Consider the following 14586-nt stretch of genomic DNA (forward strand, 5'->3'; position numbering starts at 1 on the left):
GGTCCTACGACACCCCGACGGCCCGGTTCTCGGTCAGGTGCTCCGGCGCCCGTGCCGCGAGGAACGCGGTGGTTCGGCGCAGCCGGAAGCCCAGGGACTCGTAGAGCCGTATCGCGGTGGTGTTGCCCGCACCGGTGTGCAGGAACGGGGTCTCGCCGCGTTCGCGGATGCCGTGGGCGACGGCGAGGATCAGGCGGCTGGCCAAGCCCTGGCCGCGAACGGACGGGTCGGTGCAGACGGCGCTGATCTCGGTCCAGCCGGGCAGGCGGAGCCGTTCGCCTGCCATGGCGACGAGGGCGCCGCCGCGGCGGATGCCCAGGTAGGTGCCGAGTTCGACGGTGCGGGGCAGGAAGGGGCCCGGCCTGGTCCGCTCCACCAGGTCGAGCATCTCGGGCACGTCGGCGGGGCCGAGGAGGACCGCCTCGGGGTCCGGTGCGGCGGCCAGACCGTCGTCGACCATCTGGACGCCGTCGATGTCGAATGTGATCTCCCAGTCGTCCGGGACCCGGCCCCGGAAGCCCAGCAGCGGGATCTCCGCGCCCGGCCCGGCGAGCGCGGCGACGTCCGCCCAGTCGTCGGCGTCGGGCTCGTCGGGCAGGGCCAGCCACGGGGAGACGTCGACCGGGTAGCGCAGGATCCGGCCGCGCCGCTCGGCGAAGTGGGCGTGCGGGCCGGTGAGGGCGGCGCGGGCGGGGTTGTCGAGGAGGCGTTCGTCGGAGGTGCTCATGCGGAGACCTCGATCACGATCTTGCCGCGCGCGTGACCGTCCTCGACGGTGCGCAGGGCTTCGCCCGACTGATCGAGCGGGAAGGTCCGCGTCACGTGCGGGTCCAGTTCGCCGCCCACCACGAGCCGCGCGACCACGTCGAGGACGGCCGTGCCGCGGGCCCGCTGGACCCGGGCGCCGCCGAGCTTCTCGACCTCGGGTGCGGGGGCCCCGGCGGTGACCAGCTTCGCGGGGTCGGTGAGCAGGGTCGCGGCCTCGGCGAGCACCTCGCCGCCGACGAGGTCGTAGACGCCGTCGACACCGTCCGGGGCGACCGCCCGCACCCGTACGGCCAGGTCGGCGCCGGACGGGACGTGGACCGCGCCCAGCGACTCCACGAAGTCCTTCTTGCCCTCGCTCGCCACGCCCACGGCACGCAGTCCGAGGGCCCGGGCGATCTGCAGGGCCGCGGAGCCGACACCGCCGCCCGCGCCGGTGACCAGCACGGTCGCGCCGGCGGGCAGGCCGAGCTGGCGGACGCCGTCGTAGGCGGTGGCCGCGGCGACGGGGAGGGTGGCGGCGTCCTGGAAGGAGAGCTCGGCGGGCTTGTGCGCGGTGATCGTCGCGGGGAGCAGGGCGTACTCGGCGTAGCCGCCGGCCACCGTGTTGCCGAAGACCTCGTCGCCGACGGCGATGCCGTCCACGCCCGCGCCGATCTCCTCGACGACGCCGGAGACCTCGTTGCCGAAGACCGCGGGGAACGTGCGGGTGTCCGTCTCGCCGGGCCGCCGGTAGCCGGTGCGCAGCTTCCAGTCGACCGGGTTCACCCCGGCCACGCGCACCGCGACAAGGACTTCACCGGGACCGGGACTCGGCCGGTCGACCTCTACGAGCGCCTCCGTCTCAGGTCCCCCGTAACGCGTGAAGACGTATGCCTTCGGCATCTGCTCCCTCACTCTCCTTCGCAGTCAGCACATCGCCGGCACTCAGGACCAAGGTCGGCCGCCGGGCGGCTATTCCCCGGAGCGCGGAGAGTTCATACGGCCGCAATGATCGGCGGTACCCCTCGGACCTGGGCATACCCGGTGGACGCGTACCGTTGAAACGAGAAACCACTGATCACGCTCGCCCGGCGGACCCGCGCCGCAGCGGCCTGGAGGCCCCACCCGTATGCACGTCACCCGAGGCTTCACCGGACGCCCCCGCGTCCCCGACGCCGGCCTGCCGCCCGGCCAGTACGACGCGGGCGACGACTGGCCCGTCCTGTCCGCCGAGGTCACCCCCGACCTGGCGCCCGCCGACTGGACGTTCCGCGTCGACGGACTGGTCGAGGAGCCGCGCACCTGGAACTGGACGCAGGCCCACGAACTGCCCGCGTCGGCCTACGAGGGTGACATCCACTGTGTGACCAGCTGGTCGAAGTTCGGGGTGCGGTTCGGGGGCGTCTCGCTGGACGCGTTCCTCGATGCGGTGCGGCCCCATCTGTCCGCCACCCATGTGGTCGCCTATGCGCACACCGGGTACACCACGAACCTCCCGCTCTCCGACGTCACCGGCGGCCGTGCCTGGATCGCGTGGGAGTACGACGGGAAGCCGCTGCCCGCCGAGCACGGCGGGCCCGCCCGGCTGCTGGTGCCGCACCTGTACTTCTGGAAGAGCGCCAAGTGGATCGCAGGGCTGCGTCTCCTCGACCACGACGAGCCCGGCTTCTGGGAGCAGAACGGCTATCACGCCCGGGGCAACCCCTGGGAGGAACAGCGGTACTCCGGTGACTGACGCCTTCGCCCCCACCACCAGGTTCGCGGTGCCGGGACGCATCGCGGTGAGCAACCGGGCCGCCGCGGTGTGGCAGACGGCCACCCTCACCGAGATCCGCCGGGAGACCCCGCACGCCTCGACGTTCCGGTTCGCGGTGCCCGGCTGGAGCGGCCACCTCGCGGGCCAGCACCTGATGCTGCGGCTGCGCGCCGAGGACGGCTATGTGGCGCAGCGCCACTACTCGATCGCCTCGCACCCGGACGACACCGGGCATGTGGAACTGACCCTGGACCATGTCGAGGGCGGCGAGGTCTCCGGCTGGTTCCACACGGTGGCCGAACCCGGTGACACGGTCGAGGTGCGCGGCCCGCTGAGCGGCTTCTTCGCCTGGCCCGGCGACCGGCCCGCGCTGCTGCTGGGCGCCGGTTCCGGGGTCGTACCGCTGATGTCGATGCTCCGGCAGCACCGGGCACGGCGGCTGTCGGTGCCGCTGCGGCTGGTGGTGTCGGCGCGCGGTCCCGAGGAGTTGATCTACGCGCGGGAGTACGGCGCCGAGACGACGACCGTCTTCACGCGCAGCGCGCCACAGGGTGTGCCGGTGGAACGTATGGCCGCGGCCCATGTGGCGCCGATCCTGGCCGAGCGGCCTCCCGGTGGGTGGGAGGCGTATGTGTGCGGCTCGAACGGGTTCGCCGAGCATGCGTCGCGGCTGCTGGTCGAGGCGGGACAGCCGGTGGACCGCATCCGCATCGAGCGCTTCGGCTGAGATCCGCCCGGGGCCGTGCCCGCACCACCGGCCGATCCTGTGCTCCGGTTGAGGGAAGTGCCTCGGAGGGGGTACGACTTGCATAGGGACGCTCGCACACGTGCGCGGCGTCGAGGCAGCGGCGGACAGCCCCGGCACAGGTCTTCCGGCTCCTCGGCTCCGGTGACGGCGAGGAGGCCGGCATGCGGACACGGGTACGGAGTCGAGGCCGACGGCACAATCCCCTGCGGCGCCGGTCGGACGTCGTGGCACAGTGGACGGCGCTGGCCGTCGCCCTCCTCCTGTTCCTGGGCGCCCCCGCGGCCGGCGCCGTCGCCGGTCTCTGGGCCCACGACCAGGCCCGGACGATCGCCGCGGCCCAGCGGGTCGACCGTCATCGCGTCCCCGCACAGGTCGTCGGCAACCCGCCCGTCGGCACCCCCTCGGTGAAGGACACCAGCCCGCGCTCCGTGCTGGTGACGGTGCGCTGGACCGAGCCGGGTGACGGGCCGCGTACGGCCACGGTCGAGGTCCCGGCGGGTACGGCACGCGGTGACGTGGTGGACGTGTGGCTCGACGCGAAGGGCCGCAGTGTCGACGCGCCCGCGGACGACGTGGCGATCTGGGAGCACACGGTGACGGTTGGCGTGTGGGTCGCGGGCGGTGTGGCCGGCCTGGTCCTCCTCGCGTCCGCGGTGACCCGGCGGGTCGCGCTGCGCCATCGGCTGGCCGAGTGGGAGCGGGACTGGGCACTCACGGAACCGGAGTGGACCCGGCGGCGGGCGTGACCCGCGGATCCCCATCGGCGTCCCGGGGTTCACCGCCAGGGCTCAACGGCGCATCCGCGCAACGGAGTCGAGCTGTCGTCGCACAACGTCTCGGCCGCCCCTACACGCCCCGCTGCATCCGCCGCGCGATCCGCCCGTGGTCGCGCAGCACATCCCCCAGCGCGGGCAGCACCGGTTCACCCCGGTCGACGAGGACCCGACCGCCCACGACCGTGGTCCACGCCCGTGCCGGTCCGCAGCGCAGCCACGCCTCGACGGGGTCGCTCAGCGCACCGGCCAGGGCGACCTCGTGCAGGTCCCAGACGACCAGGTCGGCACACGCGCCCGGCCGCAGCTGCCCCAGTTCGTCGGCGCGGCCCAGGCAGCGCGCCGAGCCGCGGGTCGCGATGTCGAGGGCGTCACGTGCGGTCATCGCGCCCGGTCCGCCCCGGTAGCGGCCGAGCAGCAGCGCGCCGCGGGTCTCCATCCAGAGCGAGGCGTGATCGGTGGAGGCGGAGCCGTCGCAGCCGATCCCGACCGGCAGCCCGAGTTCGCGCATCTCCTTCACGCGGGCCGTGCCCCCGCCGATCAGCATGTTGGAGCTGGGGCAGTGCGCCACACCGACACCGGCGGCGGCCAGGCGGCGCAGTTCGTCGTCGTTCGGGTAGATGCAGTGCGCGACCCAGGTGCGGTCGCTCATCCACCCGGTGTCCTCGAAGTACTCGACGGGCCGGCAGCCGTAGGTCTCCTGGCAGTAGGTGTCCTCGTCCCGGTCCTCGGCGAGGTGGGTGTGCAGCCGTACGTCGTAGCGCTCGGCGAGTTCCGCGGTCGCCGTCATCACGTCCTTGGTGACCGAGAACGGCGAGCAGGGTGCGAGCGCGACCCGGATCAGCGCGCCGGGTTCCGGGTCGTGGTGGGCCTTGATGAGCCGCTCGCTGTCGGCGAGCACCTCTTCCGTGCTCTGGGTGACGCTCCTCGGCGGCAGTCCCCCGTCCTCGACGGACCGGGTCATCGAACCGCGGGTCGCGTGGAAGCGGAAGCCGATGTCGCGGGCGGCGCGGATCTCGGCGTCGACCAGGTAGGGGCGCGGATGCACATAGAGGTGGTCGGAGGATGTGGTGCAGCCGCCCATGAGGAGTTCCGCCATACCGACGTACGCGGACACGTACGCGGCCTCCTCGTCGAGGCCCGCCCACAGCGGGTAGAGCGTGGTCAGCCAGTCGAAGAGGGTGCCGTTGACGGCGGGGGCGTAGGAGCGGGTGAGGTTCTGGTAGATGTGGTGATGGGTGTTGATCAGGCCCGGGGTGACGAGCCGCCCGGCCGCCGAGACGGTCGTGGCGGCGTCGGGCTCGGCCCCTCCCGCGCCGACGGCGGTGACCCGACCACCCGTGACGGCGACCCAGCCGCCCGGGATCTCCCGCCCGCCGTCCACGACGAGCAGTTCGGCGTCCTTGACCAGCAGATCCACGGCAGACGACATGCCGACATGGTAGGCGCGGGACCCCGCACGGGCCTGGCGAGTCCTCCGATGTCGCACGTACGGTGTGATCATCCGCACTCACACTTCACAAAGGCGGTCATCGATGGCCCTGTTCGACCTTCCGCTCGACGAACTCCGTGAGTACCGCAGCGCGTCCGCCGAGCCCGAGGACTTCGACGCCTTCTGGTCGAAGACCCTCCAGGAGACCCGCGAGCACGATCTGGCCGCCCGCTTCGAACCGGTCGACGCGGGACTGTCCACGGTGACGGTGTACGACGTGACGTTCGCCGGGTTCGGCGGCCACCCGGTGAAGGGCTGGCTGCGACTGCCGGCCGCTGCGACCCAACCCCTGCCGCTGGTCGTGGAGTTCGTCGGTTACGGCGGCGGCCGGGGGCTCCCGCACGAGAACCTGCTGTGGGCGTCGACGGGCCGCGCGCACTTCGTGATGGACACACGCGGCCAGGGCAGCGCGTGGGGCGGCGGCGGTGGCACCCCGGACCCGGTGGGCGGCGCGCCCGCGTACCCCGGCTTCATGACCCGGGGCATCGACGCCCCCGAGAACTACTACTACCGCCGTGTGTTCACGGACGGAGTGCGGGCCGTCGAGGCGGCCCGCTCGCACCCGTCGGTCGACCCCGCGCGCACGGTGGCGCTCGGCGCCAGCCAGGGCGGCGGCATCACCCTCGCCGTGGGCGGGCTGGTCGGCGATCTGGCCGGGATCGCGCCGGACGTGCCGTTCCTGTGCGACTACCCGCGTGCCGCGACCCTCACGGACCGCGACCCGTACCGGGAGATCGGCAACTACCTGAAGACCCATCGCGGCCGCACCGAGGACGTGCTGCGCACGCTCTCGTACTTCGACGGCGTCCACTTCGCGGCCCGTGGCCGAGCCCCCGCCCTCTTCTCGACCGGCCTGGAGGACCAGACCTGCCCGCCCTCGACCGTGTTCGCCGCGTTCAACGCCTGGGCGTACGAGGACAAGCGGATCGAGGTCTACGACTTCAACGACCACGAGGGCGGCGGGCCTTACCAGGAGGCGGCCAAGCTGGACTGGCTGCGGTCGTACGTCTGACCACGACCGCACGTACGACACCTTCCATCCGGTCCGACCAGTCGGTATGTTCAGGAGGTCCGGGCCGCAGCGTCGCGGCCCGGACCCACGGCGTACCACGGAGGCACCATGTCCGAGCACCAGCCGGCCGTCGACGGCCACTGCGACGCCCGCTTCGCGGCGGTGCGTACGGCGTTCGAGGAGAACTTCCGGGACCGTGACGAACTCGGCGCCGCCGTGACCGTGACGCTGGACCGCGAGACCGTGGTGGACCTGTGGGGCGGCTGGGCCGACGCGGCACGGACCCGCCCCTGGGAGCGCGACACGGTGGTCAACGTGTGGTCCACGACCAAGGGCCCGGTGGCCCTGTGCGCCCACATCCTCGCCGACCGGGGCCTGCTCGACCTCGACGCCCGAGTGGCCACGTACTGGCCGGAGTTCGCCGCCGCCGGCAAGGAGAACGTTCTCGTACGACACCTGCTGTCGCACCGCGCGGGACTGGCCGGCCTGCGCGAGCCGCACTCCCTCGCGCAGCTCTACGACTGGGAGTTGACGACTCGGCGGCTCGCGGCCATGGAGCCCTGGTGGGAGCCGGGGACGCGGTCCGGGTACCACGCGCTCACCTTCGGCTTCCTCGTCGGCGAAGTCGTGCGCCGCGTCTCGGGGTTGCTGCCGGGCGCGTTCCTGGAGCGGGAGGTCACCGGCCCGCTCGGGATCGACTTCACCATCGGCCTGCCGGAGAAGGAGGCCGGGCGGGCGGCCGAGCTGGTGCACCCGCCCGTCGCGTCGACCAGTGAACAGGCGGCGATCTTCAGCCAGTTGGCACCCGCCGCCATCGCCGCGCTGACCAACCCGATCGCGGGTGCGGCCGAGGCCAACACCCCGGAGTGGCGAGCCGCGGAGATCCCGGCGGCGAACGGCCACGGCACCGCCCGCGCGATCGCCGCGCTGTACGGCGTCTTCGCCGGACGCGGTTCCTACGGCGGCCACCGGATCCTCTCCCCCGAGGCGGCCGAGCGGGTGCGCGAGGGCCAGGGCAGCTGCCGTGACCTGGTGCTGGGCGCGGGCTTCGCGCACGAGACGGAGATCGGGCTCGGCCTGTGGCTCAGCGGCCCGAACGGCTCCTACGGTCCCGACCCGAGGGCTTTCGGACACGACGGCTTCGGCGGCTCCTGCGGTCTGGCCGACCCGGACGCGGGCGTGTCGCTGGGCTACGTGATGAACCGGATGGGGCCTCATATCGCCGACGACCCACGGAAGGCGGCCCTGATCGACGCCCTGTACGGCGCGCTGTGAGGAGTGATCGGCGCGGGTCGGTTTCGGCCTAACTGCCCTGCCGCTCTTCCCTGGTGGTTTAGACCAATGCTAGATCTGGTTGCGCAACGAGCCCGCACGGCTACGTCTTGTCACCGGTTCTGCCCTCAGTCTTGTCACCCTCAGGAGGCGCGGCATGGCCCGCACCACCCCCCATCACCCGACCGCCGACGACCAGCCCCTCTACGGGAAGGTCGCCACCCAGTTGCTCGCCGAACTCCACGACGGCACCATCCCGCCCGGCGAACGCCTGCCCGCCGAACGGCAGTTGGCCGAACACTTCCAGGTCAGCCGGGAGACCGTACGGCAGGCGCTGGAGCTGTTGCGCAGAGACGGTCTGGTCGCCACCGACCGGCGCGGCAGCCACGCCACACTGCCCGGTCTGCCGGTCGAGACCCCGTCCTCCCTCACCTTCCCGGTCGGCGCCCGGAGCACCGACCCGACCGGCACCGACCGGACCTCCGTGACCTGGGAGACTCCCCCGCCCGAGCACGCCGAGGCCCTGGGGCTCGCCCCGCACCGCCCGACCCTGGTGCACCACTACGCGTCCGCGGCGGCCGACGGCAGCGGACTACGCACGGCCGTCACGTCCTTCTCGGCGGTGGCGCTGGCCGAGGTGGCGGAACTGGCCCGCTACCGCGACCGCGCCGACGGCTCCGCGTCCGCCCAGTTGCGGCGCGCCTACGACTGGATGCGCCGGGCCGGCCTGACCCTGCACCACCGGGACACCATCACCCAGGTCGCGAACGCGCCCTCGGTGCGGGTGACCCGGCGTGTGCACGACCAGTACGCGCGCCCGTTGGAGATCACCGACCTGGTGGTGGAGGCCCAACAGGACGCCCTGATCTACGAGTTCACGGTTCCGTCGGCGGGCTGAACCGGGTGGCGAGCGGCGGGTCCGGCTCGCCGCGCGCCACCCGGTGTCAGGCGCTGGTCAGCACGACGAGTTGCCGGGTCGCCCGGGTCATCGCCACATAGTGGTCGACCGCTCCCTCGATGCCCTCGCCGAACGTCTCCGGGTCGACGAGCACGACCAGGTCGAACTCAAGTCCCTTGGACAGCTCGGGAGTCAGCGACCGGACGCGGGGCGTGGCCCGGAAGTCCGGGTCACCGATGACACAGGCGATCCCCTCGGCGTGCTCGGCGAGCCAGGTGCCGAGGATCGACTCCCGGTCGGTGACGGGACCGTGGACGACGGGAATGCCGCTGCTGCGGATGGACGTCGGCACATTGGCGTCCGGGAGTACCGCGCGGATGACCGGCTCGGCCTCCGTCATGATCTCTTCCGGCGTGCGGTAGTTGATGGTCAGGGAGGCCAGGTCGATCCGGTCCAGGCCGATCCGCTTCAGCCGTTCCTGCCACGACTCCGTGAAACCGTGCCGGGCCTGGGCGCGGTCACCGACGATGGTGAAGCTGCGGGACGGGCAGCGCACGAGCAGCATCTGCCATTCCGCGTCGGTGAGTTCCTGGGCCTCGTCCACGACGATGTGCGCGAACGGCCCGGCGAGCAGGTCGGGTTCGACGCCGGGCTGGGCCGCTTCGTCGATCAGGGCGTCGCGCAGGTCCTGTCCGTGCAGCATGCCCATCGCGCCCTCGCTCTCGTCGATCTCGACGTTCTGCAGCAGGCTGTCGATGACGTCGGTCCTGCGGGCGTGTTCGGCGGCGACCGCGGCTTCCTGCCGGCGCTTGCGGCGCGCCGACTCCGGGTCACCGAGGCGCTGCCGCGCCGCGTCGAGCAGCGGGAGGTCGGACACCGTCCAGGCCTGGGCGTCCGCGCGCTGCAGCCGCTGGACGTCCTCGCGGCTCAGCGAGGGGGCGCACTTGCGCAGGTAGGCGGGCACCGTCCACAGGTCTCCGACGAGGTCGGCCGCTTCGAGCAGCGGCCAGGCCTGGTTGAAGGCGGTGAGCAGTTCGCGGTTCTGCCGCAGCGACTTGCGGAGCAGGGCGGGTGTGACCGCGCCGTCCTGGGCCGAGCCGGTGTCCTCGTGCTTGTCGACCAGGATCGTGAGCAGCTCCTGCCAGACCTGCTCGCGGCCCTCGTTGTGCGGGGTACCGGGTTCGGCCGCCTCGAAGGCGACGGCCCAGTCCTCGGCGCTCAGCCAGATGTCGGACCAGTGGGTGGTGACGTTCATGCCCTTGGTGGGCGGCTCCTCGTAGAACCGCACGGCGGGTTCGATCGCCCGCACCAGCTCGACGGACGACTTCAGACGGGCCACCTCCGGGTCGGCCTCGATGCCCGCCGCGGCGCCCTCGTCGACGAGGTCCCGCAGGATGCAGGTCTGCACGCCCTCCTCGCCGAGGCTGGGGAGGACGTCGGCGACGTAGTCCAGGTAGGGCCGGTGCGGGCCAACGAACAGCACGCCGCCCCTGCGGTGGCCGAGGCGCGGGTCGGAGTAGAGGAGGTAGGCGGAGCGGTGCAGGGCGACGACGGTCTTGCCGGTGCCGGGGCCGCCGTCCACGACGAGTGCGCCGCGTGATCCCGCGCGGATGATGGCGTCCTGGTCGGCCTGGATGGTACCGAGCACATCGCGCATCCGGCCCGAACGGTTGCCGCCGAGGCTCGCGATGAAGGCGGACTGGTCGTCGAGCGCGGCATGCCCGGCGAAGCCGTCGGCGGTGAACACCTCGTCCCAGTAGTCGCTGATCCGGCCACGGGTCCAGCGGTACCTGCGGCGGCTCGCCAGGCCCATCGGGTTGGCGTGGGTGGCGCCGAAGAACGGCTCGGCGGCGGGCGAGCGCCAGTCGAGCAGCAGCCGTCGGCCGGTGCTGTCCGTGAGGCCGAGCCGCCCGATGTACACGGGCTCGGATGTGGTGGCGTCGACCATGTGGCCCAGACACAGGTCCAGGCCGAAGCGGCGCAGGGTCCGCAGCCGTGTGGTGAGCCGGTGGATCTCCGTGTCCCGGTCCATCGCCGCCCGGCCGATGCCCCCCGGCGCCCTCCGCTCGGCGTCGAGGCGCCCGGTCAGTTCCGCGATCGACTGGGCCAGGGACTCCGCGATGGCCGCGAAGTGCTGCTCGTCGCCGGCGATCAGCGCCGGGTCGGCCTTGGCGGAGAGCCGGTCCGGGAGGTCGAAAGCGCTGGTGGTCAGGGGGTTCACGGCATCAATTCCGATCTGCGGTCGCTCACGGCCGTGCGGGCGGCAGGCCGTGCGAACCGGTGCGTACGGGTTCTCGTGTGCGGGGTTGGGCCGGCTCTGTCGTACGGGGTTCGGCGGGTTCTCGTGTTGCGGGTTCGGCCGGTTCACGCGCGCGTGGGCGGCCTTTCCCCGCCGGCCGGGTCGAGGAGCATCTTCGCGGCCACCGTCGTCCCGTCGGTGCGGAGCTCGCCGGCCACGGTCCGTGCCCGGGCCCGGACCTCGGGGGTCAGGACTGTGGTGAGAGCGGCCGACAGGGAGTCGTAGGTCGGCGTCGGCCCGTCGTGTGCGACGCCGATGCCCAGTTCGGCAACCCGTGCGGCCCAGTATGGCTGGTCCACGATCTGCGGCACGACCACCTGGGGCGCGCCGGACTGCGTGGCCGCCGTCGTGGTGCCCGCACCACCGTGGTGCACGACGGCGGCGACCCGGCGGAACAGCGCCTGGTGACTGACCTCGCCCACGACGAAGCAGTCGTCCCGGTCGTCGATCGGAGCCAGGTTCGCCCAGCCGCGGCCGAGAACGACGCGGCGGCCGTGCGCCCGCGCCGCTGCCACGGCGTCCCGGGCCACGTCGGGCGAGGTACGGAGTGCCATGCTGCCGAAGCCCACGTACACCGGCTCCTCGCCCGCCTTCAGGAACACCTCCAGATCCGCGGGGTGCGGGCGCTCGTCGGGCAGGATCCACGGTCCGGTCACCACGAGGTCCAGATCCGTCTGGTCCTGCCACGGGAACAGGTCGGGGTCCGAGGCCAGCCACGGCCGCTCGGTGAACGCGTGGTCGCGGACGTTGTCCACCGGCGGCAGGCCGATCGCCGCCCGGTGCCGGTTCTCCGCGTCGCGGTACAGGGCGTTCACCCGCTGGGCGTCCTCCTCCCAGAGCACCTTGATGTCGGTCTCCTCCGGCGAGGACTGATGGCCGGGACGCGCCAGTGGCCGGTACTTCGACGACGGCAGCCCGGCCGTGTGGAAGCAGGCGAACACATAGCGGATGCCCAGTTTCTCGGCCACCGAGCGGGCGCCGGTCGGCATCAGACCGCTCGCCAGCAGCACGTCGCACCCCTCGGCCGCCGGCAGCAGCGTCTCGTACCGGGCGGCGACCAGCTCGGGCGCGAGCCGGAACGCGGTCGCCGCCGTCGGCGGCTTGGCCCCGGTCACGACCGAGCGAACCGTCGGCCCGAGCGGCAGCAGCGGCACACCGGCCCGGTCCAGCAGCTCCACGAACTCCTCGTCCGGCGGTGCGGCGACGCTCACCTCCGCGCCGAGTTCCAGCAGTCGGGCCGCGAGTCCCGCGACGGGTTCGACATCCCCGCGCGATCCCCACGTCGTCAACAGCACACGCATTCCGCGACTCCCATTTCCGCAGGTCATGCCCTCAGGCCGGACATTCTGCGGTACGACCGGGGCCTTGCCGCAAGCCCCCCGGTGCGCTATACGTTAAGAAGGGCAGAGGAGTGAGTACGCCTCCCTTTCCCCCCTCCCCCGCCGAGCCCGCGAAACTCGCGCGAGAAAATCCGCTCGCCGATGTCGAGAACCCGCGCCCGGCTCCGTCCCCGAGGTGAACGCGACCACAATGGGTCGCGCCGGCACCGAGGAGAACGACCATGGCCAAGTACCTGCTGCTGAAGCACTACCGCGGCGCCCCCGCCGCCGTGAACGACGTCCCCATGGACCAGTGGACGCCCGAGGAGATCACGGCCCATGTGCAGTACATGAACGACTTCGCGGCCCGGCTGGAGAAGTCCGGCGAGTTCGTCGACAGCCAGGCGCTCTCCCCCGAGGGGACGTTCGTCCGCTACGACGGCGAGGGGCGCCCGCCGGTCAGCGACGGCCCGTTCGCCGAGACCAAGGACGTCATCGCCGGCTGGATGATCATCGACGTCGACAGCTACGAGCGGGCCGTGGAGCTGGCCGGTGAGCTGTCGGCCGCCCCCGGAGCCGGTGGCAGGCCGATCCACGAGTGGCTGGAGCTGCGCCCGTTCCTGGGCACGCACTCGACCACCACGGACTGCACCTTCAAGTGAACGACGTCCTGCTGAGGAGCCTCACGCCGAGTGTGCTCGGCATTCTCGTCCGCCGCGGAGCAGACTTCGCGGCGGCCGAGGACGCCGTACAGGACGCGCTCGTCGAGGCGGTGCGGGTCTGGCCGGACGATCCGCCGCGCGACCCGAAGGGGTGGCTCGTCACGGTGGCCTGGCGGCGGTTCCTCGACGCGACGCGGGCGGGCACCGCCCGCCGTAGACGCGAGGACCTGGTGGACGAGGAGCCCGCTCCCGGCCCCGCTCCTGCCACGGACGACACGCTCCAGCTCTACTTCCTGTGTGCCCACCCGTCGTTGACGCCGTCGTCGGCGGTCGCGCTCACGCTGCGCGCGGTCGGCGGGCTCACCACCCGGCAGATCGCCCAGGCCTATCTGGTGCCCGAGGCGACGATGGCGCAGCGCATCAGCCGGGCCAAGCGCACCGTGTCCGGGGTTCGGTTCGACCAGCCCGGCGATGTGGCCACCGTGCTGCGCGTCCTCTACCTGGTCTTCAACGAGGGCTACTCCGGTGACGTCGACCTCGCCGCCGAGGCCATCCGGCTCACCCGGCAGGTCGCGGGCGCGATCGACCACCCCGAGGTGTCGGGCCTGCTCGCCCTCATGCTGCTCCACCACGCCCGCCGCGCCGCCCGGACCTCACCCGACGGCAGCCTGGTACCGCTCGCCGAGCAGGACCGCGCCCGGTGGGACACGACATTGATCGCCGAGGGCGTCACGATCCTCCAACTCGCCCTCGCCCGCGACCGGTTGGGAGAGTTCCAGGCGCAGGCCGCGATCGCGGCGCTGCACGCGGACGCGCCCTGCGCCACGGAAACGGACTGGGTGCAGATCGTCGAGTGGTACGACGAACTCGTCGGTCTGACCGACAGCCCGGTGGTCCGTCTCAACCGCGCGGTGGCGGTCGGTGAGGCGGACGGCCCGCGCGCCGGCCTCGCCGCGCTCGCGGCACTCGACGACTCACTCCCCCGTCATACGGCGGTGGCGGCCTACCTCCACGAACGGGACGGCGACCTGACGACGGCGGCCCGGCTGTACGCGGAAGCGGCACACAAGGCACCCAACCTCGCCGAGCGCGATCACCTGACCCGCCAGGCGGCCCGGCTCAACTCCCGCCGGAGTCAATGAGATCGGAGCCCCGGTCACTCCCACTGGTACTGGAGGTACTTCCCGTCGAGGGTGATGACGACCCGGTCACCCGCCGGGTCGGGCACGCGGCTGACGTCGAGGCGAAAGTTGATGGCGCTCATGATGCCGTCGCCGCACTGCTCGTGGATCAGTTCCTTGATGGTGGGGCCGTAGACCTGGATGACCTCGTAGAGCCGGTAGATCGTGGGGTCCACGGGGATCGCCGCGTCCAACGCGCCGCGGGTCGGCTGGAGTTGGAAGGCGAGGGCGGCGTCCTCGCCGAGTTCGAGGAGGGCCGCGGCCGTCGCCGCCTCGCCCTTGTTCATGGGGTGCTGGCCCAGCAGGGCCGCGGTGGTCCAGGCGAGCGGTCGGCCCACCGCCTCCGCCAACTGGGCCCATGTGACACCGGTCTTCACCTTGGCCTGTCGGACCGCCTCGGCGGCTTCAGCCTTGCTGAGCATGCGCA

Annotated in this window: 14 protein-coding genes; 8 read left to right on the forward strand and 6 right to left on the reverse strand. The window is 72.5% G+C overall.

Going from position 1 to position 14586, the window contains the following annotated elements; genetic code table 11:
* Nucleotides 1-4 precede the first annotated feature (4 nt).
* Entirely contained in the window at nt 5-727 is a 723-nt protein-coding gene (locus tag ACWDEW_RS18165; RefSeq protein ID WP_450513971.1) for a GNAT family N-acetyltransferase, read from the reverse strand.
* Nucleotides 724-1650 carry an NADP-dependent oxidoreductase gene (locus tag ACWDEW_RS18170; RefSeq protein WP_450513972.1) on the reverse strand — a complete coding sequence of 309 codons (927 nt, stop codon included), beginning with the start codon at nt 1648-1650 and terminating at the stop codon, nt 724-726. The genes ACWDEW_RS18165 and ACWDEW_RS18170 overlap by 4 nt, the downstream gene beginning before the upstream one ends.
* Before the next feature lie 226 nt (nt 1651-1876).
* Between ACWDEW_RS18170 and ACWDEW_RS18175 the strand changes: the two genes are divergently transcribed.
* The 3 genes from ACWDEW_RS18175 to ACWDEW_RS18185 all read left to right on the forward strand — a co-directional run bounded on the left by ACWDEW_RS18175 (nt 1877) and on the right by ACWDEW_RS18185 (nt 3997).
* Complete coding sequence (locus ACWDEW_RS18175; protein WP_450513973.1) at nt 1877-2482, forward strand: sulfite oxidase-like oxidoreductase; 606 nt, start codon at nt 1877-1879, stop codon at nt 2480-2482.
* Complete coding sequence (locus ACWDEW_RS18180; protein WP_450513974.1) at nt 2475-3230, forward strand: ferredoxin reductase; 756 nt, start codon at nt 2475-2477, stop codon at nt 3228-3230. The genes ACWDEW_RS18175 and ACWDEW_RS18180 overlap by 8 nt, the downstream gene beginning before the upstream one ends.
* Nucleotides 3231-3412: 182 nt before the next feature.
* Nucleotides 3413-3997: an Rv1733c family protein gene (locus ACWDEW_RS18185; RefSeq protein WP_450513975.1), complete on the forward strand. Its 585-nt coding sequence runs from the start codon at nt 3413-3415 to the stop codon at nt 3995-3997.
* A 100-nt stretch (nt 3998-4097) separates the two neighbouring features.
* Here the strand turns inward: ACWDEW_RS18185 and ACWDEW_RS18190 are convergent, their stop codons facing one another.
* Nucleotides 4098-5456, reverse strand: coding sequence for an 8-oxoguanine deaminase (locus ACWDEW_RS18190; protein ID WP_450513976.1), 1359 nt, complete (start codon nt 5454-5456; stop codon nt 4098-4100).
* A gap of 103 nt (nt 5457-5559) precedes the next feature.
* Here ACWDEW_RS18190 and ACWDEW_RS18195 point away from each other — a divergent pair, with 103 nt between their 5' ends.
* From ACWDEW_RS18195 to ACWDEW_RS18205, 3 genes are all read left to right on the forward strand, one after another.
* Complete coding sequence (locus ACWDEW_RS18195; protein ID WP_450513977.1) at nt 5560-6528, forward strand: acetylxylan esterase; 969 nt, start codon at nt 5560-5562, stop codon at nt 6526-6528.
* Nucleotides 6529-6636: 108 nt separating this feature from the next.
* Nucleotides 6637-7803 (forward strand): serine hydrolase domain-containing protein, encoded by a 1167-nt coding sequence (locus tag ACWDEW_RS18200; protein WP_450513978.1) that lies wholly within the window; start codon nt 6637-6639, stop codon nt 7801-7803.
* Nucleotides 7804-7957: 154 nt separating this feature from the next.
* Complete coding sequence (locus ACWDEW_RS18205; protein WP_450513979.1) at nt 7958-8698, forward strand: GntR family transcriptional regulator; 741 nt, start codon at nt 7958-7960, stop codon at nt 8696-8698.
* 46 nt (nt 8699-8744) lie between these two features.
* Here ACWDEW_RS18205 and helR read toward each other — a convergent pair whose 3' ends face one another.
* Both helR and ACWDEW_RS18215 read right to left on the reverse strand, forming a co-directional pair.
* Nucleotides 8745-10919: an RNA polymerase recycling motor ATPase HelR gene (gene helR / locus ACWDEW_RS18210; protein WP_450513980.1), complete on the reverse strand. Its 2175-nt coding sequence runs from the start codon at nt 10917-10919 to the stop codon at nt 8745-8747.
* Nucleotides 10920-11062: 143 nt separating this feature from the next.
* Nucleotides 11063-12298, reverse strand: coding sequence for a glycosyltransferase (locus ACWDEW_RS18215; protein ID WP_450513981.1), 1236 nt, complete (start codon nt 12296-12298; stop codon nt 11063-11065).
* A 260-nt stretch (nt 12299-12558) separates the two neighbouring features.
* On the opposite strand from ACWDEW_RS18215, the gene ACWDEW_RS18220 reads away from it, so the two are divergent.
* Nucleotides 12559-12978, forward strand: coding sequence for a YciI family protein (locus ACWDEW_RS18220; RefSeq protein WP_450513982.1), 420 nt, complete (start codon nt 12559-12561; stop codon nt 12976-12978).
* The gene (locus ACWDEW_RS18225; RefSeq protein ID WP_450513983.1) at nt 12975-14120 is read left to right on the forward strand and encodes an RNA polymerase sigma factor; all 1146 of its coding nucleotides are present in this window, start codon (nt 12975-12977) and stop codon (nt 14118-14120) included. The genes ACWDEW_RS18220 and ACWDEW_RS18225 overlap by 4 nt, the downstream gene beginning before the upstream one ends.
* A 14-nt stretch (nt 14121-14134) precedes the next feature.
* Here the strand turns inward: ACWDEW_RS18225 and cynS are convergent, their stop codons facing one another.
* A complete protein-coding gene (cynS, locus tag ACWDEW_RS18230) occupies nt 14135-14581 on the reverse strand; it encodes a cyanase (RefSeq protein WP_450513984.1) in 447 nt (148 codons plus the stop codon).
* Nucleotides 14582-14586 lie beyond the last annotated feature (5 nt).

The organism is Streptomyces sp. NPDC001100 (genome assembly GCF_053598575.1).